A 21991-nucleotide genomic window follows, 5' to 3' on the forward strand; every position below is an offset into this window, starting at 1 on the left:
CCGCTCTCGCGCTTCGGACTTCCTCCCTCGGCCTCCGCCTAAACTCCCGCCCCAGGGAACCACGCCATGCCGTACACGATCCGCCCCGAGCAGGGCTTCACCGTTGACGCCGAGAGCACCGACTATCTGTCGCGCCACGTGGACACGGGCGACCGCTGGGTGCTGAACTTCGGCCCGCAGCACCCGGCCACGCACACCACGCTGCGCCTGGTGCTCGAACTCGACGGCGAGCGGATCGCGCGGTGCACGCCGCACATCGGCTACCTGCACTCCGGGTTCGAGAAACTCGGCGAGCACCTCGACTACAACCAGTACGTCACCATTGTCAGCCGGATGAACTACCTCTCGCCGGTGGCGAACGACATCTGCTGGCACCACGCGGTCGAGACGCTCTTCGGCATCGACATCACGCCCCGGTGCAAGGTTCTGCGCACCATCATGGCGGAGCTGGGCCGCATCCAGGACCACCTGCTGTGCGTCGGCGCGGCCGCCCTCGATCTCGGCGCGTTCACCGGCTTCCTCTACGCCTTCAACCCCAGGGAGAAGATCTACGACCTGTGCGACTTCATCTCCGGCCAGCGCTTCCACCCCGACTGGACCCGCGTCGGCGGCCTGATGCAGGACCTCCCCGACGAGCGCGTCTTCAAGACCATGGTCAAGGACTTCATCCACAATGACCTGCCGCGCGCCGTGGACGACCTCGTCAAGCTCGTTGAGCGCAACCGCATCTTCATCGATCGTACCCGCGGCATCGGCGTGCTGACGAAGGACCAGGCGATCGCGTGGTCGATCTCCGGTCCGGTCGCCCGCGCCAGCGGCGTGCGCCGCGACCTGCGCAAGGACGCTCCTTACCTCTGCTATGCCGACAACTGGGACGGGCAGGGTGCGCCCGCGGTCAAGTTCAGCGTGCCCATCGCCGAGGAGGGCGACGTTTACGCCCGCTTCCTGGTGCGCGTCGAGGAGATCAAGCAGTCGGTCCGGATCATTGACCAGCTCATCGATGACATCCCCGCCGGCCCTGTCAACACCTTCCCCGACGGCAAGCTCGTCAAGCCGCCGAAGGCGGACGTCTACGGCTCGATCGAGGGCCTGATCCAGCACTTCGAACTCATCATGACCAACCGGGGCTGGGAGCCGCCCGTCGCCGAGGCCTACGGAGCGAACGAGACGGCCAACGGGGAACTGGGGTACTACGTCGTCTCCGACGGCTCGCCCCGCGCATGGCGCGCCGCGACGCGCCCGCCGAGTTTCATCAACTACCAGGTCATGGCGATGCTCACCGAGGGCCACATGCTGGCCGACGTTGTGGCGATCCTCGGCTCGCTGAACATCGTCGCGGCGGAACTGGACAGGTAGTCGAAGGCGCCAGCGGCCAGCCCGCATGCTCGCGATACCGCGTGCAGATTGCGCAAGAGCGAGAGAGCGCGAGCGAGGTTTCACGCCGCTCCATTTGCCACTCCATTTCGAACTCCATTTCCCCTGTCCCACTGGAGGAAACCTGCGGACTCCAAGGGGAAACGCCTTGTTTGCTGGCTCTTCCCGTGACCTCCGCCCTCCTTCGTCGCTGGCCCCTTGACGGCAATCCGGTTGCCGCCACGCAGCCACCAGCAACCACGAAGGAGAGACCCGTGAACGCCGCCCGAACGAATCACTCTCTGCCCCGCGGCCCCCTGGCGATGGCCGCGGCCACTGTGCTGGCTGCCGGCTCGGCGGTCGCCCAGGACTTCAACGGCGATGGCATCGCCGACCTGGCCGTTGTCGCCCCGGGCGAGTCCATCGGCGCGGCCGCCGGTGCAGGAGCGGTCACGATCATCTACGGGGCGGGTCCGGGCGTGGGACTGGGCGCCTTCGCCCCGCTCCCAGCGGTGCAGATCACTCAGGCGACATTCGGCCTTGACCCTGTCGAGACAGGCGACACCTTCGGCCTCTCGATGGCCTGGAGCGACTTCAACGGCGACGGCTTCGACGACCTCGCCATCGGCGCGCCCAACGAGGACGTCGGCGGCGCGGCCGACGCCGGCCTCGTGATCGTCCTCTACGGCTCACCGACCGGGCTTGCCCCGCTCGGCCCGCCCGTTCTCATGCAGGGCCTCGGCGGCATGCCCGACACGCCCGAAGCCGGAGACCTTTTCGGCTGGTCGCTCACCACGGGCGATTTCAACGGCGACGGGTTCGATGACCTCGCCATCGGCGCGCCGGGCGAGAGCATCTCGTTCGCCTCGCAGGGCGTCGTGCACCAGGTCTTCGGCTCGCCCGCCGGCCTCATGCCTGCCGGGCCGGGCATTCCCATGTTCGTCCAGAGTGTGCTCGGCGACCCCGACGAAGCGACCGACATGTTCGGCTACTCGCTCGCCGCGGGCGACTTCGACGGCGACGGCTTCGACGACCTCGTCATCGGCGCGCCCTTCGAGACCTTCGCCGGCAAGGGCGCGTGCGGCATGGTCAACGTCGTGTACGCGATGTCCGGCTTCGGCCTCGATCCGGCCGCACCCACAGCGCCCGAGGTCTGGACGCAGAACTCCCCCGGCGTTCCGCAGGTCGCCAACCCCTTCGACAACTTCGGCCTCACGCTCGCCGCCGGCGACTTCGACGGCAACGGCGCGGACGATCTCGCCATCGGCGTCCCATACGAGAGCATCGGGGCAAAGACCAACTGCGGCGCGGTGAACGTGATCTATGGTGTGCCGATGCCGGGCGTCGGGCTCGATGCATTCGCCGCCGTCGCCGCCGAGATATGGCACCAGAACGTCACGGGCATCCCAGAGGTGAACGACGCGCATGACAATTTCGGCTACGCTCTCGCGGTCGGCGACTTCAACGGCGACGGCTTCGACGACCTCGCCGTTGGCGTGCCGTTCGAGGAGGTCAAGGCCATCAACGATTGCGGATACGTCAACGTCATCTACGGCGCCGGCCCGGGTCTCGGGCTTGAGACCGCGGGGACGGTCGTCGCGCAGGGCTGGCACCAGGACTCGCCCGCCGTGCCCAACTCCAACGAGGCTGCCGACTACTTCGGCTTCGCGCTCGCCGTCGGTGACTTTGACGGCAACGGCGCGGATGACCTCGTCATCGGCGCCCGCGGCGAGGATCTCGGCGTCGTCGGCAACTGCGGCGCGGTCTTCGTGACCTACGGCAACCTCGCCGCCGGCGTCGGCCTCGACGGCACGATGCCCGTCGCCAGCCAGATCTGGCACCAGAACTCCCCCGGCATCCCCGACTCCAACGAAAGCGACGACCTGTTCGGCGGCGGACTCGCCGGCGACTGACGCGCTCGAAACACTCCAGAGCGATCCGGGGCGGGGCTTTGAAGGCCACACCCCGTTGTCACTGCTGGCCGCTCCCGCCCAGTTGGTGGCGCACCAGTTGCCGGTAGGTCTCGCATCGTGCGATCAGCTCGCCGTGCGGCCCCTGGTCCACGATGCGGCCGGCGTCCAGCACGACGATGCGATCGGCGTTGAGCACGGTGCTGAGCCGGTGGGCGACGATGAGGCAGGTTCGCCCGCCGTGGAACTCGGCGATCGCCTCGGCGATGCGTGCCTCGCTTTCGGCGTCGATCATGCTCGTGGCTTCGTCGAGGATGAGGATGGCGGGATCGCGGAGGATGGCCCGGGCGATCGCCAGCCGCTGGCGCTGCCCGCCCGAGAGCGACAGGCCCTGCTCGGCGAGTTCGGTGTCGTAGCCGTTGGGGAGTTGGCGGATGAACTCGTCGGCGCGAGCCTTGCGGGCCGCCTCCTCGACGCGCTCGCGCGTCACGCCCTCCGCCCCGTATGCGATGTTCGCGGCGACCGAGCCGCGGAAGAGGACGACCTCCTGTGTGACGACGCCGATGTGCCTGCGCAGGCTGCGCACTCCCACCTCGCGGATGTCGCGCCCGTCGATGAGCACGCGCCCCGCGTCCGGGTCAAACAGGCGAGGCACCAGCGAGAGCAGCGTGGTCTTGCCCGAGCCGTTCGGCCCGACGAACGCCACCCGCTCGCCGAAGGGGATGCGCAGGTCGATGCCGCGCAGGGCGGGCTCGCCCGCGCCGGGGTAGGTGAACGCCACGCCCTCGAACGCGATCGATTCGCGGTGCCTGGGGAGTCGGGGGAGGCGGCTGTCGTGCCCCGGCTCCGGGTCGGCGTCGAGGAGTTCCGCGAGGCGCTGGGCGGCGGGGGCGGAACTCTGGATGTCGTTCACGAGGCCCGTGAGCGGCTTGAGCGACGCGCCCGCCGCTCCCAGCGCGATCAGGGCGGTGATGAAACGCGAGGGGTCGAGTTGGCCGTCGATGATGGCCTTGGCGGCGACGAGCGCAAGGAAGCCGAGCACGACGATCGACACGACCTCGACGAGCGGGCTGGCGAGAGCGCGGGCGGTGCGCACGCGGAGCATCTCGCGCATGACCTGCTTGTTGATGCGGTGGAAGCGTCCGGCCTCGTAGCGTTCGGTGGTGTGGACCTTCACGACGCGCAGCCCCTGCAACGCCTCGCTCGCCGCGCCGTAGAGGCCGGCCTGCGAGCGGAGCGCCTCGCGCGAGGCCCGGCGGATGCGCTTGCCGAGGCGCCGGATGATCGTGTAGAGCAGCGGCGCGACCGCGACCGAGACCAGGCCGAGCCGCCAGTCCGCGATGAAGGCGGCGGTAAGCCCGGCGATCCCCTTCGTGACCTGGGCGACGGCGCGCGAGAGCAGCGCGGTCAGCCCCGCGCCGAGCGCGGCGGTGTCGTTCACGATGCGGCTCACGATGTCGCTCGCCCCCCCCGCCACCACGCGCTTGAGCGGGAGCCGGATGACGCGGTGGAAGGCGTCGCGGCGAACCTTCGTCACGGTTCGCTGCACGACGGCGAGCGAGAAGTAGGCGTGCAGGAAGTTGGCTGTGCCGCCGAGCAGCGTGAGCACGCCCAGCCCGGAGATGATGACGAGCACGGTCTTGAATCGGTCCTGGGTGAGCGAGGCGATGAAGGCGTCGGACATCCGCAGCGCGTCGGGCATCCACGGCGCTTCGTTCACTCTCGCCGCGAGCGTGCGCAGGGTGTGCCCGTCCTGGAGGATGTTCTGGAGGACGGGGATGATGCCGACGAGGCCCGCGCCCAGTCCGCTCGCCGAGAGCACGGCGAAGAGGAGCGCGAGCGCGACCGTGCCGCGGTAGCGCAGGGATTGTCGGGCGAAGCGCCGGAAGTCGCGCATGAGCGTTGAGTATGGCACCCGCGAGGGTTCCCGGCCAGTCCGGGCGTTGGTCGGGGCCTGCGGGTGTGGATAGGCTGGGCGACCCGTGCGGCGACGGCGCGGGCGGAGGCGACCATGGGCGCGCCGAGCGTCACCTTCGTCATCCCGTGCTTCAACCACGGCGCGTTCGTCGCCGACGCCGTCGCCTCGGCCCTCGCCCAGCACGACGCCGACACGCGCGCCGTCGTCGTCAACGACGGGTCCGACGACGGGACGACCCCCGCCGCGTGCGATGCGCTCCTCGGCCGGTTCGGCGCGGACCGCGTCCGCGTCATTCACCAGCCGAACCGCGGCCTGCCCTCGGCGCGCAACGCGGGCGCGCGCGCGGCAGGCACGGACTATCTCGTCTTTCTCGACGCTGACGACTGGGTGGAGCCGGCATTCGTGCGCACGCTCGCCGCCGCGCTCGTCGCGGAGCGTGCCGCCGGGCGCGACGACGCGAGCCACGCCTATTGCCAGGAGAGGCTGGTCGGGCTGGGCGAGGGCATCTGGCGCGTTCCCGAGTGGGATGCGCTGCTGCTGCTCATCACGAACCTGCACCCGGTGACCTGTCTCGTGCGCCGCGAGCGGTTCGAGGCCGTCGGCGGCTTCGACGAGACCATGGTGGGCGGCTACGAGGACTGGGAACTGTGGGTGCGGATGTCGGTGCGCGGGTGGCGGGGCGTGCGGGTCGCCGAGCCGCTCTTCGTGTGGCGGAGGCACTCGCACTCGACCATGATCTTCGACGCGGTGGCGCGGCACGACGAGTTGTACGCGAAGATCATCCAACGCAACCGCGCGCACTACGAGCGGCACATGGAGGCGATCGCGACGCGGGAGAACTCGATGTTGCGGAGATTCGACTGCAACTGGCTCGACGAGTCAGGGATGCCGATCCCCTTGATGCACCTGCGCGAGGCGTGGGCCGCCCTCGGGCCGGCGCAGGCGGCCGCGGCGGAGGCGCGGGCGCGGGTCGTCGCGCTGGAGGCCGAGGCGGCCTGCCTGCACGCCGAACTGCAACAGGCCAGGGAGAAGGTCGGGCGCTTCGAGTCGATGACGACGGTTCGCTTCAGCCGCGCCATGCACCGTGTCATCGACGCGATGCCGGGGCCGATCGCGGGGGGTGCGCGCTGGATGCTGCGCTCCGTCAGAGGGCTGCTGCCGCGACGCGATGAGCCGCGGTCGTAAGAGTACGGTTCGCGCGGGCGGGGCGCACCGGTACCGCTCCCTCACGGTCGCGCCTCGTCGGAGAGAACCTACACTCGGCCGTGGAACCCGGCCTGACCAGCACGCCGCGCGTCGTGCCGCTCGACCGCCCCGTCGCGGTCGAGGCGCGGGCGTTGCGGCCTCGCACGGTCCGCGTCGCGGCGATCGTGCCGTGCTTCGACCGCCCGGCCGATCTCGCGCTGCTGCTCGACGATCTGGCCCGGTGCGAGACGCGGCACGACGGCGAGGCGGGTGTGCGGGCGATCGACCTGCGCGTGCTGGTGGTGGACAACGCCTCGCGCGAACCGCTGGAGCGCGCGGGAGCGCCGGGCGGCCTCCGCGTCGAGTGGGTGCGCCTCGCGGTGAACACGGGCGGGAGCGGCGGGTACAACGCCGGCATGGCGTCCGCGCTCGGAGCGACGGAGAGCGAACCGCCCGACTATCTCTGGCTGGTGGACAGCGACGCGCGCGTCGAGCCGGGCACGCTGGCCGCGCTGCTCGACGCCATGGAGCGCGACGAGGGCCTCGTCGTCGTCGGCGCCGCCATCGCCGACCCGGACACGGGCGGGGTGTTCGAGGTTGGCGGGCGCGTGTGCCGGCGCACCGGTTCGTTCGCGCCTGCGCTCGGCGCACCGCCCGACGATCCCGCGGCGGTTGTGCCGTGCGATTACGTCGCGTCGTGCTGCGCGTTGGTGCGTGCCTCGGTAGCGCGGGCGGGCCTCATGCCGCGCGTGTTCCTGAACGGCGACGACGTCGAATGGTGCGTGCGGCTCTCCCGCGCGACCGGAGGGCGTGTCGCGGCCGTGCCCGCCGCGCGCGCGATGCACCCGCGCTTCGACCGCTTCCCGCTCGTCCAGCGGTACTACTCGGCCCGCAACGCCTTCGGCCCGCTCGCGGCGCTGGGCCTCGGGCCGGTGGTGCGTCTCAGGCGTGCCCTGCTCGAAACGGCCCGGGCGGTCAACCAGGAGCTCATGGCCCGCCCGGACCTGGCGCGGCTTCACCTGGCGGGCCTGCGCGACGCGGCGCGTGGCCGGACGACGGGGCCGATGCCGACGGGCGTGCCCCCCCCCGAGCTGATGCGACCGTGGAGCGACCTTTCCGGCGCGCTGGCGGATGCGGCGCGCGGCGCGAGCGACCGGCGATGCACGATCTCGCTGCCGGCCGACCTGGGTTCGGAGGCCGCTCGCACGGCGATCCGCGAGACCCGTGCCGCGGGATTCACGCCCATTCGGAGCGGCACGCGCCACCAGCGCACCGAGCGTGTCCGCGCCGGCCTGCGGGCGTTCGCGCGGCGTGCGATCGTCGGCGCGCAGGTCGATCTTGCGATTGTGCCGGCGAAGGGTCGGCCGGCGGACTGGCTCGCGGGGCGGATGCTGCTCGCGGTCTCGCCGGGCGGATTCGTGCTTCGACGCGCGCCGCGCGTGCCGGCGCTCGCGCGTGCCGCGCTCACCGGAGTTCGCGGCGTGGCCCTCTCGTCCCGCATCGCGGCGCGTCCCCCGCGACCCGCGGGCCTGCCACCGCCGGACGCGGTCCGTGCTTTTACGCCGTGGCGTTCGCGCGGGCAGGGCCTCTCGATCTCGGTCGTTGTGCTGAGTTACAACCGGCGTGAGGCGTTGCTGGAGACGCTGGGCCGCCTGCGAGCCGGCCGTACCACGCGCGACGCCGAGATCGTCGTGGCCGACAACGCTTCGACGGACGGCACGCCGGACGCGGTGCGCGAGGTCGCGCCGTGGGTGCGGCTCGTTCAACTGCCGACGAACGAGGCGATCGCCGGCTTCAACCGCGGGGCGGCCGAGGCGCGCGGCGACGCGCTCCTCATCCTCGACGACGACGCGCGGCCCGACGATGACGCCCTCTCGCGGGCCATCGCTCTGCTCGCCGAGCGGCCGGACCTCGCGGCCGTGACCTTCCTGCCCGTCCACCCCGCGACGGGCGCGTGCGAGTGGCCGTTCGCCGAGCGGCTCGAAGGCCCGTGCGACGACTGGCCCGTCATGGGCTGCTGCAATCTGGTGCGCTCGGCGGCGTGGCGCGCCCTCGGCGGCTACGACGAGGCGTTCTACCTCTACCGCAACGACGTGGACCTCGCCATGCGGCTGCTCGCCGCGGGGGGGGGCGTCCACGTCAACCCCGCCTGGAAGTGCGAGCACGACTCGCCCGCAGCCGCGCGCAAGAGCGACGGCTGGTTCCGCACCGCCACGCGCAACTGGGTCTGGCTCGCGAGGCGTCACGGACGCGGCCGGTGGAAGGCGCTCGGTCTCGCTCTCGGCTGGGTCTGGGCGCACCGGCTCGCCGGAGCGCGCCCGCGTTCACACGCCGCCGTGGTGCGGGGAGCGATCGAAGGGCTGTCGCAGAGGCCCGCTGCGCTTCCCGCCTGGCTCGCGCCGGACGGCCGCGCGTGGGAGCGGTTCATCCGCCTGCATCTGTCGTCGCGCCGCCCGAGGCCGTGAGCGGCGCGAGGGCGAAGAGCAGGGAACGCCACTCGGCGTAGAGGTACGGGACGCCGTGCCGATCGTGGATCGTCCGCACTTCGCGCAGCATCCGCTCGCTCAGCGCGTGCTGCCATTCCCGGGCCGTCGGGTCGCAGTAGTACACTCGGCAGCCGAGCGGGCGATGCCGGTGGACCTCGCAGAGCGTCGCGGGTTGGAACGGGCACCCTCCCCTCGCGAGCGCATCGGCGACGGCGCGCTCGCCGGGCACGAGCGCGGGGTCGATGGAGACCATCGTGACCGCCGCCTCCAGCCCCGTGGTGTAGAGACGGTGCCCCCAGGCCTCGAATCGGCAGCACCGCCCGGACGATTCACAGGTCGGCCTGCGACGACCGACCTCGCGGGCGACCGCCGCGTAGACGAGTTCCAGTTCGCCCGAGACCTGCGGGTCGCGTGCGGCGCGGAGCCAGGTCTCGGCGTCGGCGCGGTTCGGCGCGGCGGCGCGGAGCCGGGAGAACGGGTCCGTCGGGGGGGTGCTCATCGCGGGTGTCGCTCGCGGATGACCCGCACCTGCTGCGGCGTGTGCAGGCGTCCGGTGTCGATGCCTGGGCAGGTGCGGCGCGCCCGGATCCAGTCGTCCCGGGTTCGCAGCAGTTCGGGCCAGAACGGCCACGATCGGCACTGGGCGGGGCGGTCCTCGTACACCCCGCAGACGGCTCGACCGGGGACACGCTGGCGGTCGAGAAAGACGCAATCGAACCCGCGCGGGCCTTCACGTTCGACGAGCGATCGCCCGCGCGAGGTCACCTCGGTGTAGCGTTTGATGAACTCCGCGCGCCCGAGGCTCAGCCGCGCCGCCAGAGCGTCGCACTCCGCGTCGCTCACGAGGACGTAGCCCGGGGGGCCTGAGCAGCAGTTGCCGCACATGGTGCAGGCGAATCGGAGGCCGACCTCGCCGGTGTCGGGGTCCGGGTTGTCGAACCACTCGTGGGCCATGCGGTTGGCGCCGTGCCGCTCGCTCACACTCTCCCCAGGTAGCGCATCGCCACGAGGGTCTGGTCGTCGTCGCGTGTGCGTGCCCGGGTGTGCTCGTAGAGGGCGGTGTGGACCGACTCGACGACGCACTCGGGGTGGCCGGAGCATCGTTCGAGAGCGGCGTCGAGGCGTTCGACGCCGAACATCTCGCGGTTCGGGCCGAAGGCCTCGGTGATGCCGTCGGTGTAGAGGATGAGCGTGTCGTCGCGTTCGAGCTGCACGGCGTCCTCCTCGCCGTCGAAGTCCGGCGCGAGGCCCAGCGGCAGACCGCCCCCCCCTTCGAGCGGGGTGACGTGCCCGTTCGGCCCGTGCTTGTGGCGCGGGGGGTTGTGCCCGGCGCGCGCGAAGCGGACCTCGCCGGTCGCCGGGTCCACGGCCGCGAAGAAGGCGGTGACGAAGCTCCCCTCCAGCGAGGCCGAGTGCAGGCGGCGATTGGCGTAGCGCATCACCGCAAGGGGAGAGGAGTCCGGCCCCTCGTAGCCGTGGAGGATGGCGTGCAGCATCGCCATCACGGTGGCGGCGGCAGCGCCGTGTCCGGCGACGTCCGCGATCAGCACCCCGAGGCGGCCGTCGGCGAGTCTGAAGAAGTCGTAGTAGTCGCCACCAGCCTCGTCGGAGGTCAGGTAACTGGTGGCGATGAGCAGCCCCGGCACGCTCGGCACGCGCTTGGGCAGCAGCGACTGCTGTACCCGCGCCACCTCCTCAAGCTGTCGCGTCAGCGCGCCGTTCAGCTCGTCCACCCGCGAGGCGTGCAGCAGCGTCCGCGTCGTCGCGCCGACCATGTTGGTGATCAGCACGTGCTCGGCCAGCCCCGCCTTCGTGAACCCTTCGGGGTCGCGCCGGAACGTGAACGTCCAGTTGAGCGGCTCGCCGTGGTCGAAGACCGGGCTGGCAATGCAGCTGCCCATCTCGGCCAGTTCGTCGCCCAGCACCTCGTCGCCGCGCAGGTCCAGGTGCTGGAACAGCTGCGGCTCGGGGCGTTCCAGCACGCGGCCGACGAATCCGCCGGCGTGGGCGGGGATCGTGTCCCACTCGCGCCACGGGTCGGGCGCGCCGGGCGGCTGCCTCGAAGCGGGGATGATCCGGCGCGTGATCTTGTACTGCCCGCGCGGCAGCCCCCGCACCGACACCGACAGCAGGTAGTCGTAGGGCCGGACCTTCCAGAAATGCCGGGCGAACGCGGCGGGCACGTCGTGCGGGCGGGTCGCGCGGCTGACCTCTCGGAGCAGCTCCGTCAGGATCGGCAGCTCCGCCACCCCGGATACGTCTACGGCGGACATGCCCGAGTCTAGGTCGGTTCGGGCGGTGTTCCCCGGCGGGTCAATCTCGGCAGCGGTCCTCGACGCGGCGGGCACGCTCGGTCAGGTCGGCCAGCGTCGTCACGGTGTCGCTCTCGATCTCGTCGCGACGGTCGGTGTCCGCGACGAGCGGCAGATTGATCGAGACGTTCCAGGCCGCCGCCCGTGCCGCCGACGCCGAAAGCGCCGCCGCGATCGCAAGGTCGCTGCGCAGGTTACGGTTCGAGATCGGTTCGACGGCTTCGAGCAGGCGCAGCACGTTCGAGCACGCGGCCATCGCAGCCCTGGGCGCGGCGATCGCCGCTTCGAGCGCATCGGGCAGGTCCGCCTGCCGCTTCGGATCGCTCTCCGGCAGCCTGAGCAGGGGCGCGAGCGCGCCGTAAGCCTCCGCGTCCTCGTCCGCCAGCCGCAGCAACACGACCCGTGCTGCCTCGAAGCGCCGAGCCGCGTCTTCGAGGCGGTCGCGGTTCGGCTCGGCATCCTTGCGGCCGAGCGTGTACGCCACGACCATGCCCGCGAGCGACGCCGCCACCGCTCCGGTGAGGCACGCCGCCGCCCCGCCGCCGGGCGTCGGCGTCCGCGACGCGAGCGCGTCCAGGAACGCGGCGATGGATTGTGCAGCGATCGGGCCGGGCATGGGAGATGGAGTCTACCAGACGGATCGTTTCACGCCTGCGAGTCCAGCACGAGCGTGACCGGGCCGTCGTTCACGAGGCAGACGTGCATATGCGCGCCGAAGACGCCGGTCGAGACCGGCACGCCGCGTGTGCGCAGAGCGTCCGCGAGGGCCTCGAACGCCGCCGCTGCTTCCGGCGGGCGCATCGCCGCGTCGAAGGATGGTCGGCGGCCTTTGCGGGTGTCGCCGGCGACGGTGAAGTTCGGCACCAGCAGCACGCCCCCTCCGGCCTCGACGACCGAGCGGTTCATCTTGCCGGCGTCGTCCTCGAAGACGCGGAGGTGGGCGATCTTGTCGGCCGTCCAGTCCCGGTCGCGGTCGGTGTCGCCCTCGACGACGGCGGCGAGCACGACCAGCCCCGGCCCGATGGCGGCGTGAGCAATCCCGTCCGCGTCCAGCGACGCCTGCGATACTCTCTGGATGACGCACTTCATCGGTCGTCCTCACCCCGGCGTCGGTCGTGCGTGCAGGGCGGGCATCACTTCGAGATACTCCCGGGCCGGCGGGCAGTCCGCGCGCCCGAAGCCCGCGTACGAGCCGTCGTAGCACACCCCACCCTCATGCAGCATGACGACGCGCGGCGCGAGCCGGCGCAGCAGTTCGCGGTCGTGCGTGATGACGATGGTGGTGCGGCGTGCTCCGTCGGCTCTGGGCGTGTGGTGCAGGTTCCAGATGAGTTCGTGGATGCCGCCGGAGACGACGGGGTCGAGGCCGGTCGTCGGCTCGTCGTAGAAGATGACGATGGGGTCGAGGGCGATGGCGCGTGCGATGGCGACGCGCTTGGCCATCCCGCCGGAGAGGTTGTCGCGGTCCTTGTGCAGGACGTCCTCGACGTCGAGCGCGCAGGCCGCAAGCGCGGTGCGTGCCCGCCGCTCGATCTCGTCCTCGCCCATCGACTCGTGCTCGCGGAGCAGGAGGGCGATGTTCTCGTAGACGCTCCCGGAGAAGAGCGCGTTGCGTTGGAAGACGACGGCCCAGTGCCGGCGCACGGCGTCGAACTCGTCGTCGTCCAGGGTCGCGGGGTCGGCGAGCGGCGCTCCCGGGCGGCTGTGGTCGGCCACCAGCACCCGCCCTTCGGTGGGCGTGAGCAGTCCGATGATGAGGTCCAGGAGGACGGTCTTGCCCGAGCCGCTCGCTCCGACTACGGCCACGATCTCGCCGGACGCGATCTCGACGTTCACGTCGCGCAGCACGACGTGGTCGCCGAACGACTTGCCGAGGGCTTCCGTGCGCACTTCGACGGGCGCGTCGCGTTTGGAGTCCGTTCCGGGCGGCATGGGGGCAGGATACGCCCCGCCGGCGGGGGTGGAGTCCTCCCTTGCGGCCTTCCGCGTCCGTCGCGGTTCGGTCGCCGGGGTTCCGCCCGGTAAGATGCTGGCGTGATCTACCTCGACAACAACGCCACCACCCGTCCCAGCCCCGCCGTGGTCGAGGCCGTCTGCCGCGCCCTGACCGACCTGTGGCCGAACCCGTCGAGCATGCACCGCGCCGGGCAGGCGGCGCGACAGGCGGTTGAGATTGCCCGGCGCGAGGTTGCGTCCCTGATCGGCGCGCGCGCCCGCGAGATCACCTTCACCTCCAGCGGCACGGAGTCGATCGACCTCGCGATCCGCGGCGCGCTCGAAGCGAGCGATCGCCGAACGCTCGTCACCACGCGCGTCGAGCACGGCGCGGTCCGCGAACTGGCCCACGATCTCGAGCAGCGCGGCCTGGCCAGCGTCCGCTGGGCGCCGCTCGACCGCCAAGGCGCGGCCGACCCGGACGCATTGGCCGACCTGCTGGACGACTCGGTCGCGCTCGTCAGCGTGCAGTGGGCGAACAACGAGACCGGCGTGGTCCACCCGGTCGCCCGCATCGGCGCGCTCTGCCGCGAGCGCGGCGTTCTCTTCCACTGCGACGGCACGCAATGGGTCGGGAAGATGCCGACCAACGTCGGCAGCGCGGCCCCACTCCCCCGCACCGATCCCGCTTCCAACGGGCACGTCCGATGTACGAGCGGCAGCGGCGTGCCGGCCGTGGAAGCGACGCCGATCGACGTCCTCACCTTCAGCCCCCATAAGTTCCACGGACCCAAGGGGATCGGCGTCGTCTGGACGCGGCGAGGCGTGCGGCTCAGGCCGCAGATCCACGGCACGCAGGAACTCGGGCGGCGCGGCGGCACGGAGAACGTGCCCGGCATCGTCGGCGCGGGCGTCGCCTGCCGCGAGGCCGCCGAGTGGCTCGCCGACCCCGCCAATCTCGAAACCTGCCGCGCGAGGCGAGACCGCTTCGAGCGGACGGTGGTGCAGCGAATCCCGGGGGCGGTGGTGAACGGCCCGAAGTCGCCCGGCGGCCGCGTCTGGAACACCGCCAGCATCGGCTTCCCCCGCTTGGAAGCCGAGGCTCTGCTGCTGCTTCTGAGCGAGCGGGGCTTGTGCGCCTCGGCCGGGTCGGCGTGCGCGTCCGGATCGCTGGAGGCCTCGCCTGTGCTGATCGCCTCGGGCATCGCGCCCGAGGTCGCGCACGGCACGATCCGCTTCAGCATCTGTCGTCACACCACCGACGAGGAGATCGACCGGGCCGTGGACCTGGTCACCGAGTGCGTCGAGGTGCTGTCGCGGTCGATGGCGGCCTCGGGGCGCGGGGCTTAGGCGGGCTTGGGGCTTGAGACCCGGGGCTTGAAGGGGGAGCAGGCGGCACGCTCCGGCCTCGGGTAGGCTTGGGGCCATGAGCCAGTCCGACTTCAACCGGGGATTCTCCGACTTCGGCCCGGGCGATGAGATGGTCGCTCCCGAACGCACCAGCCTGTTGGCCGTCGGATCGCTCATCGTGTCGATCCTCTCGCTGATCGTCTGCTGCGTGCCCGGCCCGGGCGTGCTGGGGGTGGTGCTGGGCGTCGCCGCGATGCCAGGCATCTCTCGCTCGCAGGGTCGCGTCGGCGGCAAGGGGATGGCGATCACCGGGATCGTCATCGGCCTCATTGCCACGCTCCTCTCGCTGTTCATGTGGTTCGGCGGCGCGATGGCGTGGACGCAGGCCGCGTCGCGCTTCGACGGCGCGTTCAGCACGGACCCGTCGGCGACCCGCGCCATGATGGCCCGCGCCTACACCAACGCCTTCACGGACGAGGATCACGCGCGCTTCCTGGCGGAGGTCGAGTCGGAGTGGGGCGCGTTCAAGGGCACCGACCGCGGCCTCGCGTCCGCGCTGGGCCGCTACTTCGGCGAGGGGCAGTCGCTCCAGGCCATCCAGCACGCCCCCCCCTCGTATCACTCTCGCCTGTGGCCGATGCCCGCCGACTTCGACGGCGGCCGCACCTTCATCATCGCCATCATGGTGCAGGGGCAGAACACGCCGGACGGGTTCCCGGCGTTCGAGAACATCGGCGTCGTCTCGCGCGACGGGTCGCGCATCATCTGGCTCATCGACCCCGTGGTCACGCCCGCGACGCCGGCAACCCCCCCCGCGACGCCTACGACTCCGCCCGCCGACATGCCGGCGGACACGGACGAGGGCGGCGGCTGATCCCGCCGTTCCCCCTTCGGCCTCCCTCCTTCCCCCTCCGGCCTCACCCCCGTATATTTCTTGCGTGCCCGAACCGTCTCCCGAGCCGGTGATCTCCTGCCGCGGCGTCAGCAAGCGCTTCGACGGCCGGACGGTCCTCGAGTCCTTCGACCTGGACGTCTACCCGGGCGAGACGATGGTCATCATGGGCGGCTCCGGCTCGGGCAAGAGCACGTCGCTGCGCCTGATGATCGGCTCCTTCCGCCCCGAGGAGGGGAGCATCTGGATGTTCGGGCGCGACGTCGCCACGCTCGACCCCGAGGAGATGAACGAGGTCCGCAAGAAGTTCGGCATCCTGTTCCAATCCGGCGCGCTCTTCAACTCCATGACGATCGCGGAGAACGTCGCCCTGCCGCTGCGCGAGCACACCGACCTCGACCCGGACATCATCGACATCCAGGTGCAGATCAAGCTCGAACTCGTCGGCCTGCGCGAGCACGCGGACAAGTACCCCGCCCAGATCTCCGGGGGCATGAAGAAGCGGGCCGGCCTCGCCCGCGCCCTCGCCCTCGACCCGCGCATCCTCTTCTACGACGAGCCGAGCGCAGGCCTCGACCCCGTCACCAGCGCGCAGATCGACCAGCTGATCGTCGCCCTCTCGAAGCAACTCGGCGTCACCAGCGTCGTCGTCACGCACGAGATGGATTCGGCGTTCACGATTGCCGACCGGATGGCGATGCTGGACAAGGGGCGGATTCTCCGGGTCGAGCGGCGCGAGTGGTTCGAGCGCCTGCGCGAAGTGCCGCGCGAGCAGGCCCGCGACCTCCCCGAGAACGAACGGCTCATCCGCCAGTTCCTGCGGGGTGACCCGGAGGGACCGATCACCAGCCGGCGCGACGAGACGGCGTTCCAGGCCGCCCTGTTCGGAGACGACCTCTGATCGGCGTTCGCGGAGGAGCCGGCCGGACCCCGTCCCGTTCGAGGTGCGAGACAGGAACGGCGGGAGTGAAGCCAGTTATACTCCGCCTCGTGCGGCCCGCGATCCGGCCGGCACGCGACGGTTCGGACCGGGTGCGGCAGGCGCAGGGGGCGTGTCGGGCATGAGTTCACGCAGCAATCCTCGCAACAACCTGATCGCGGGACTGTTCCTGCTCGGGGGCGTCGCGCTCGCGGTGTTCGCCAGCTTCGTGCTCTCGGACGTCAATATCACGCGGACCGAGACGTACGTGCTGCACTTCGACCTTCACGAGGGGGCGACAGGGCTTGACCGGGATGCGGAGGTCCGGCTGGGCGGCCAGCCGGTCGGTAAGGTGACGAAGATCGACTTTGACAAGGAGGCGGGCTACGCGGTCGAGGTCGTCATCAAGATTCGCAAGGACATCCCCCTCTTCGCCGACGCCGTCGTGCGGCTGGAAGTGCCGCTGCTCGGCTCGGCGAGCGTGGTCAACATCGTGAGCCTCGGCACGCCCGGCGCAGGCCCCGCCGAGGGGCCGATCGACGGTCGGATCGCGCCGCCCGCGCTGCTGGCGCAGGCGGGCTATGGCGACGAGCAGCGCGCGCAACTCCAGAGCATCCTCGAGCGCCTCGACAGGGGCACCGAGAAGATGATGAAGTTCGTGGAGGACGCCGACCCGGACCTGACGAAGAACGTCAGCCGGATCGTCGCCGACGTCCGCGACATGATCCGCGACGCCCGCGAGCGCTGGCCCGAGTGGAGCGCTTCCATCACCACGACCATCGAGCGCAGCAACGAGTTCAGCACCAAACTCCGCGACCTCGCCGACCGTGCCGGCCCCATCCTCGACAAGGGCGAGGCCTTCCTCGACTCCGCCAAAGGCGCGATCGACGAGAACCGCCCGCGCATCGACCGCATCGTCGAGAACGTCGAATCCGTGACGGCGAAGGTCAACGACGAGTGGATCCCCCGCGGCACGCACCTGCTCGACAGGACCGCCGCGGGAGTGAACTGCTTCGTCGAGATTGGCGAGGAGGCGCACGCATTCGTCCGCGCCAATCGTCCCACGATCGACGGCATCCTCGCCGACTCGCGCCTCGCGGCGGACCAGATCAAGCTCGCCACGGTCGAGATCCGCTCGCAGCCGTGGCGCCTGCTGCACCGCCCGAGCACGAAGGAACTCGAAACGCAGCTGCTCTACGACTCGGCCCGCTCCTACGCCGCGGCGGTCAGCGACCTGCGTGCCGCGAGCCAGGCGCTCGACGCGCTGCTCGCCTCGACGCAGGCCCGCCCGACGGTCAGCGCCGCGGAGGCCGAGCAGATCGCCGGCTGGCGGGATCAACTCGTGCGGGCCTTCGCCCGGTACGCCGAGGCCGAGCAGCGGTTGTTCGAGCAGATGATGCAGAGGGCGCCGTGACACGCCGTCGTCGTCGCAGGTTTGCGCTGGCCGCGTGCGTGCTCGCGTTCGGCGCGGTGGTCTGGACGGCGGGTCACCAAGCCGATCGTTCACAGCCGGAAGACGCGAGCGAGATCGCCCGCGCCCTGGACGACCTCGACGCGAGGCTCGACGCCCTCCTCGGCGGGCCGGCGCCGCGCCTCACGCCCGACCCCGGCCTGTACCTCGTCGGCGACGGCGGCAAGCTCGAACGCCTGGGCGAGTCGAGCGTAGCCCCCCCCTCCATCGTCGTTCTCGTGCACGGCCTGGACGATCCCGGCGACATCTGGGCCGACCTCCTCCCCGCGCTGCAGGGCGCGGGCCTGCACGCCGCGGTCTTCGAGTATCCCAACGATCAGGGCGTCGCGCGATCCGCGGACTTCCTGCGAGCGCAACTCCGCCTGCTCGGCTGCGCGGGCGCGGGGCGAGTCGATCTCGTCTGCCATTCGATGGGGGGGCTGATCGCGCTCGACGCCCTCACCCGCGCGCCCGAGCACGAGCCGCTCTCCTTGCCCGAAGTCCGGCGGCTCGTCACGGTCGGCACGCCGATGGGCGGCTCGCCGTGGGCGCGGGTTCGCGCGCTCGCCGAGGTGCGCGAGCACGCCCTGCGCTGGCTCGAAGGCCCCGGCTGGGATCCGCGCTCGCTGCTCGGCTCGCTTCGAGACGGGCTCGGCGAGGCCGGAGCGGACCTCATGCCCGGTTCGCCGTTCCTTGAGTCGCTGCGCGCCCGCGCGCTCCCGGAGGGCGTGCACCTCACGGTCATCGCGGGTCGTCTCACGTCCGAGGAGCGCACCGACACCTCGTGGCTCGCCTCATCATGGCTTGCGCGCCGGCTGCTGGGCGCGGACGAAGCGGAGCGACTTGCAGACGAGGCGCGCCGCGCCGTTGAATCGCTCGGAGACGGTGTCGTGCCGCTCGACTCCGCCCTCGGGCTGGGTGCGCCGGACACCGTGCTGCTCGAAGCCTCGCACCGCGGGCTGGTTCGGCGTCTCCCGGGCGAGCAGCGTGTGCGGGCCGCCCTCGAGGGCGCGGCCCAGCCCGAGCCGCCCGCCATCCCGATCATCCTCGACCGCCTGCGCGACTGACCCGCACGCCGCTACCCCGCGCGCTCGAGCGCCATTGCGATCCCCTGCCCGACACCGATGCACATGGTGCACAGGGCGCGGCGCAGGCCGCTGCGCTCCAGTTGGTGCATCGCCGTCGCGACCAGCCGCGCCCCGCTCATGCCCAGCGGGTGCCCGAGGGCGATCGCCCCCCCCTGCGGGTTGACGCGCGGGTCGTCGTCGGCCAGGCCCAGTGCTCGGGTGCACGCCAGCGCCTGGGCGGCGAACGCCTCGTTGAGTTCGATCAGGTCGAAGTCGTCGAGCCGCAGCCCGAGCCGATCCAGCAGCCGGCGCGTGGCGGGGACCGGCCCGATGCCCATCACGCGCGGCTCGACGCCCGCCGACGCCGCCCCGAGGATGCGCGCCCGCGCCCGCAGGCCGTGGCGCGACGCCGCGTATTCCGACGCCACGAGCAGCGCGGCCGCGCCGTCGTTCACGCCCGAGGCGTTGCCGGCGGTGACGGTCCCGCCCGGGCGCACGATCGGTCTCAGTCTCGCCAGCGCATCGGCCGAGGTGCGGCGGGGGTGCTCGTCCGTCGAGACCTCCGTCGCCTCGCCCTTCGGCCCCGGCACGCGCACCGGCACGATCTCCGCCGCGAGCGAACCGCTCGCCTGCGCGGCGGCGGTTTTCTGCTGACTCCGCAGGGCGAAGGCGTCCTGATCCTCGCGCGAGATGGCGTGCATCTCGGCGAGGCGCTCGGCGGTCTCGGGCATCGAGTCCGTGCCGTACGCCTCGCGCATCCGCGGGTTGACGAACCGCCAGCCGATGGTGGTGTCGTGCAGTTCCGCCTCGCGTGCGAAGGGCGACGCGGCCTTGGCGAGGACGAACGGCGCGCGCGACATGCTCTCGACGCCGCCCGCGATGGCCAGGTCCGCCTCGGCGCACGCGATGGCGCGGGCGCAGGCCGCGACGGCCTCCATGCCCGAGCCGCAGAGCCGGTTCACGGTGACGCCGGGGACGCTCGGGGGCAGGCCGGCGAGCAGAAGCGCCATGCGAGCGACGTTGCGGTTGTCCTCGCCGGCCTGGTTGGTGCATCCGAGCACGACGTCGTCGATCGCCGACCGGTCAAGGCCCGGGTTTCGGCGCAGGATCGCATCGAGGGGGATGGCGGCCAGGTCGTCCGTCCGCACGGTCGAGAGCGCGCCGCCGTAGCGGCCGATGGGCGTGCGGACCGCGTCGCACAGGAGTGCCGCGTGCATCGCTCAGCCTCCCCGCGCCGTCGCGTGCGGCGCGTCCAGGAGTGGAGCGACGGCGCGCAGCGCTGGGCGCAGCGCGTCGCACAGCGCGTCGATCTCGCGTTCGGTCATCGGCGTCGAGAGCGTTCCGGTGCAGGTGCCGATGAGCATGATCCCGTCGCGGAAGAGCGCGTTCACCAGCGCGGCGGCGGCCTCGGCCTCGCGGGCCGACGGGTACGCCGCCCGGTAGTCCATCGGCTGCCCGGGCTTCATGTGGATGCGGAACATCGAGCCGCCGCCGGTGACGCACGCCGACACGCCTGCCTCGGTGATCAGCCCTGCGATGCGCTCGCGGGCCAGGTCGCCGAGCCGGTTGAGACGTCCGACCTCGGCGTGGTCGAAGAGGCGCATCGCAGCCAGCCCGGCGCTCATCGACACGGGATTCGCGGAGAAGGTGCCCGAGTGCGGGAAGCGCACGGGCGTGCGCAGCGGGTCGAGGACTTCCATGACCTCGCGCCTGCCGGCGATCGCGCCGATCGGGAATCCGCCGCCGATGATCTTGCCCAGCGCGGTCAGATCCGGGCGGGTCTCGTAGCGCTCCTGCGCCCCGCCGTAGCCGCACCGGAAGGTGATGACCTCGTCGAACACGAGCAGAGCGCCGTTGGCCCGCGTCCAGCGGCGGAGGGGGTCGACGAACGCCTCTGTCGCCGGGACAAGCCCCACGCGGTGGGGCATCGGGTCCAGCAGCACGCACGCGATCCGCTCCGCGTGCCGGTCCAGCAGCGCGACGGCGCGCGAGGGATCGTTGAACGGCAGCACCACGACCTCCGCGAGCGCGGAGGCGGGCGTGCCCGCGCACACCGGCACGCTCGCCGGGCGGTCGGGGTCGCCCCAGTCCGCCGGCGTGGCGGTCTGGCTCACCTCGGCGTAGTCGTACAGCCCGTGGTACGCCCCCTCGACCTTGGCGATCATCGGCCGACCCGTGAACGCGCGGGCCGCCTTGATGCAGCACATGACCGCCTCGGTCCCCGAGTTCACGAACCGGATCATCTCGAAGGCCTTCGAACGTCCGACCATGTGCTCGGCGAACTCGACCTCGACCTCGGTCGCCAGTGTGAAGGCCGTGCCGCGCCGCACCTGTTCTCCGACCGCGCGCACGATCGCGGGGTGCGCGTGCCCGTGGATGAGCGAGGCCATGTTGTTGGCGAAGTCCAGGCGGCGCACGCCCTCCGCGTCCGTCAGGCGGCATCCTTCGCCGAAGGCCGCGTATGCCGGGTGCGGGCGGCGGAGCACCGCGTTGCGGCTTACCCCCCCCGGCAGCACGCGCACCGCGCGCCGGTACAGCGACTCGCTCCGCGTCGGCTCGGTCATGGGTCCGCCTCCCTTTCCCCGCGTCCGTCGATGAGCGGCGCGCCGGTGCACGCGCGCACGGCCTCGATGCTCACGCCCGGCGCGAGCCTTCGCACGACCAGCCCCCGAGCCGCGACATCCACCACCGCGAGATTCGTGTACACGCGGCTCACGACGCCCACGCCCGTGAGCGGGAGCGTGCACCGCTCGACCAGTTTCGGCTCGCCGCGCCGTGTGGTGTGCTCCATCAGCACGAGGACGCGCCCCACGCCCGCGACGAGGTCCATCGCGCCGCCGACCGCGGGGATGGCGCCCGGCTCGCCGGTGGACCAGTTCGCCAGGTCGCCCGTCGCCGAGACCTGCATCGCGCCGAGGACGCACACGCCGATGTGCCCCCCCCTGATCATGGCGAAACTGTCGGCGTGGTGGAAGTACGCCGCGCCGGGGATCGCCGTCACCGGCTTCTTTCCGGCGTTGATGAGGTCGGCGTCCTCCTCGCCCGGCGCGGGGGCGGGACCGACGCCGAGCAGCCCGTTCTCGGTGTGGATCAGCAGTTCGCGCCCCGGGGGCATGCGCTGCGCCACCAGTTCCGGGATGCCGATCCCGAGGTTCACGCACGTGCCGTCCGGGATGTCCAGGGCGACGAGCGAAGCCATCTGCTCGCGGCTCCA

The 21991-nt window shown here is 71.7% G+C and carries 19 protein-coding genes; 9 read left to right on the forward strand and 10 right to left on the reverse strand.

The features are described from left to right. The first annotated feature begins 66 nt into the window (after positions 1–66). Positions 67–1356, forward strand: coding sequence for an NADH-quinone oxidoreductase subunit D (locus FBT69_11025; protein MDL1905323.1), 1290 nt, complete (start codon positions 67–69; stop codon positions 1354–1356). A 272-nt stretch (positions 1357–1628) separates the two neighbouring features. Beyond that, complete coding sequence (locus FBT69_11030; GenBank protein ID MDL1905324.1) at positions 1629–3266, forward strand: hypothetical protein; 1638 nt, start codon at positions 1629–1631, stop codon at positions 3264–3266. Positions 3267–3324: 58 nt separating this feature from the next. On the opposite strand, the gene FBT69_11035 is transcribed toward FBT69_11030, so the two are convergent. Then, the gene (locus FBT69_11035) at positions 3325–5178 is read right to left on the reverse strand and encodes an ABC transporter ATP-binding protein (GenBank protein ID MDL1905325.1); all 1854 of its coding nucleotides are present in this window, start codon (positions 5176–5178) and stop codon (positions 3325–3327) included. Positions 5179–5274: 96 nt separating this feature from the next. Between FBT69_11035 and FBT69_11040 the strand changes: the two genes are divergently transcribed. Continuing rightward, positions 5275–6366 (forward strand): glycosyltransferase family 2 protein, encoded by a 1092-nt coding sequence (locus tag FBT69_11040; protein ID MDL1905326.1) that lies wholly within the window; start codon positions 5275–5277, stop codon positions 6364–6366. Positions 6367–6446: 80 nt separating this feature from the next. Then, on the forward strand, positions 6447–8831 hold the full coding sequence (locus FBT69_11045) for a glycosyltransferase family 2 protein (protein MDL1905327.1): 2385 nt from the start codon (positions 6447–6449) through the stop codon (positions 8829–8831). Here FBT69_11045 and FBT69_11050 read toward each other — a convergent pair. From FBT69_11050 to FBT69_11075, 6 genes are read right to left on the reverse strand one after another with little or no spacing between them, the layout of a single operon-like run. Then, complete coding sequence (locus tag FBT69_11050; GenBank protein ID MDL1905328.1) at positions 8791–9351, reverse strand: YkgJ family cysteine cluster protein; 561 nt, start codon at positions 9349–9351, stop codon at positions 8791–8793. The genes FBT69_11045 and FBT69_11050 overlap by 41 nt on opposite strands. Continuing rightward, complete coding sequence (locus FBT69_11055; GenBank protein ID MDL1905329.1) at positions 9348–9953, reverse strand: YkgJ family cysteine cluster protein; 606 nt, start codon at positions 9951–9953, stop codon at positions 9348–9350. Before FBT69_11055 ends, FBT69_11050 begins: the two co-directional genes overlap by 4 nt. Next, complete coding sequence (locus FBT69_11060) at positions 9830–11125, reverse strand: stage II sporulation protein E (GenBank protein MDL1905330.1); 1296 nt, start codon at positions 11123–11125, stop codon at positions 9830–9832. Before FBT69_11060 ends, FBT69_11055 begins: the two co-directional genes overlap by 124 nt. A 40-nt stretch (positions 11126–11165) precedes the next feature. After that, the gene (locus tag FBT69_11065) at positions 11166–11780 is read right to left on the reverse strand and encodes a cyclodeaminase/cyclohydrolase family protein (GenBank protein ID MDL1905331.1); all 615 of its coding nucleotides are present in this window, start codon (positions 11778–11780) and stop codon (positions 11166–11168) included. A gap of 29 nt (positions 11781–11809) precedes the next feature. Then, the gene (locus tag FBT69_11070; protein ID MDL1905332.1) at positions 11810–12253 is read right to left on the reverse strand and encodes a D-tyrosyl-tRNA(Tyr) deacylase; all 444 of its coding nucleotides are present in this window, start codon (positions 12251–12253) and stop codon (positions 11810–11812) included. 9 nt (positions 12254–12262) lie between these two features. Continuing rightward, on the reverse strand, positions 12263–13096 hold the full coding sequence (locus FBT69_11075; protein MDL1905333.1) for an ATP-binding cassette domain-containing protein: 834 nt from the start codon (positions 13094–13096) through the stop codon (positions 12263–12265). Positions 13097–13198: 102 nt separating this feature from the next. Here FBT69_11075 and FBT69_11080 point away from each other — a divergent pair, with 102 nt between their 5' ends. From FBT69_11080 to FBT69_11100, 5 genes are all read left to right on the forward strand, one after another. Then, entirely contained in the window at positions 13199–14449 is a 1251-nt protein-coding gene (locus tag FBT69_11080) for a cysteine desulfurase (GenBank protein ID MDL1905334.1), read from the forward strand. 76 nt (positions 14450–14525) lie between these two features. Next, positions 14526–15323 (forward strand): DUF4190 domain-containing protein, encoded by a 798-nt coding sequence (locus tag FBT69_11085; GenBank protein MDL1905335.1) that lies wholly within the window; start codon positions 14526–14528, stop codon positions 15321–15323. A gap of 64 nt (positions 15324–15387) precedes the next feature. Next, entirely contained in the window at positions 15388–16242 is an 855-nt protein-coding gene (locus FBT69_11090) for an ATP-binding cassette domain-containing protein (protein MDL1905336.1), read from the forward strand. 160 nt (positions 16243–16402) lie between these two features. Beyond that, complete coding sequence (locus tag FBT69_11095) at positions 16403–17674, forward strand: MCE family protein (protein ID MDL1905337.1); 1272 nt, start codon at positions 16403–16405, stop codon at positions 17672–17674. Next, positions 17005–18777, forward strand: a complete 1773-nt coding sequence (locus FBT69_11100) for an alpha/beta hydrolase (protein ID MDL1905338.1) — start codon at positions 17005–17007, stop codon at positions 18775–18777. The genes FBT69_11095 and FBT69_11100 overlap by 670 nt, the downstream gene beginning before the upstream one ends. 11 nt (positions 18778–18788) lie before the next feature. Here FBT69_11100 and pcaF read toward each other — a convergent pair whose 3' ends face one another. The 3 genes from pcaF to FBT69_11115 are packed head-to-tail and all read right to left on the reverse strand — an operon-like array spanning position 18789 to position 21976. Continuing rightward, positions 18789–19994, reverse strand: a complete 1206-nt coding sequence (gene pcaF, locus FBT69_11105) for a 3-oxoadipyl-CoA thiolase (GenBank protein ID MDL1905339.1) — start codon at positions 19992–19994, stop codon at positions 18789–18791. A gap of 3 nt (positions 19995–19997) precedes the next feature. Next, positions 19998–21341, reverse strand: a complete 1344-nt coding sequence (locus FBT69_11110) for an aspartate aminotransferase family protein (GenBank protein ID MDL1905340.1) — start codon at positions 21339–21341, stop codon at positions 19998–20000. Continuing rightward, positions 21338–21976, reverse strand: a complete 639-nt coding sequence (locus FBT69_11115) for a 3-oxoacid CoA-transferase subunit B (protein ID MDL1905341.1) — start codon at positions 21974–21976, stop codon at positions 21338–21340. Before FBT69_11115 ends, FBT69_11110 begins: the two co-directional genes overlap by 4 nt. Positions 21977–21991 lie beyond the last annotated feature (15 nt).

This window comes from Synechococcales cyanobacterium CNB (assembly GCA_030263455.1).
Classification (GTDB): Bacteria; Planctomycetota; Phycisphaerae; order Phycisphaerales; family UBA1924; genus CAADGN01.

Coding starts and splice junctions, on each gene's coding strand:
- FBT69_11050 (MDL1905328.1), bottom strand. CDS start 9,351: ATGAGCACCCCCCCGACGGACCCGTTCTCCCGGCTCCGCGCCGCCGCG.
- FBT69_11060 (MDL1905330.1), bottom strand. CDS start 11,125: ATGTCCGCCGTAGACGTATCCGGGGTGGCGGAGCTGCCGATCCTGACG.
- FBT69_11115 (MDL1905341.1), bottom strand. CDS start 21,976: ATGGCTTCGCTCGTCGCCCTGGACATCCCGGACGGCACGTGCGTGAAC.
- FBT69_11025 (MDL1905323.1), top strand. CDS start 67: ATGCCGTACACGATCCGCCCCGAGCAGGGCTTCACCGTTGACGCCGAG.
- FBT69_11055 (MDL1905329.1), bottom strand. CDS start 9,953: ATGCTCCGGCCACCCCGAGTGCGTCGTCGAGTCGGTCCACACCGCCCT.
- FBT69_11085 (MDL1905335.1), top strand. CDS start 14,526: ATGAGCCAGTCCGACTTCAACCGGGGATTCTCCGACTTCGGCCCGGGC.
- FBT69_11095 (MDL1905337.1), top strand. CDS start 16,403: ATGAGTTCACGCAGCAATCCTCGCAACAACCTGATCGCGGGACTGTTC.
- FBT69_11040 (MDL1905326.1), top strand. CDS start 5,275: ATGGGCGCGCCGAGCGTCACCTTCGTCATCCCGTGCTTCAACCACGGC.
- FBT69_11075 (MDL1905333.1), bottom strand. CDS start 13,096: ATGCCGCCCGGAACGGACTCCAAACGCGACGCGCCCGTCGAAGTGCGC.
- FBT69_11070 (MDL1905332.1), bottom strand. CDS start 12,253: ATGAAGTGCGTCATCCAGAGAGTATCGCAGGCGTCGCTGGACGCGGAC.
- FBT69_11110 (MDL1905340.1), bottom strand. CDS start 21,341: ATGACCGAGCCGACGCGGAGCGAGTCGCTGTACCGGCGCGCGGTGCGC.
- pcaF (MDL1905339.1), bottom strand. CDS start 19,994: ATGCACGCGGCACTCCTGTGCGACGCGGTCCGCACGCCCATCGGCCGC.
- FBT69_11065 (MDL1905331.1), bottom strand. CDS start 11,780: ATGCCCGGCCCGATCGCTGCACAATCCATCGCCGCGTTCCTGGACGCG.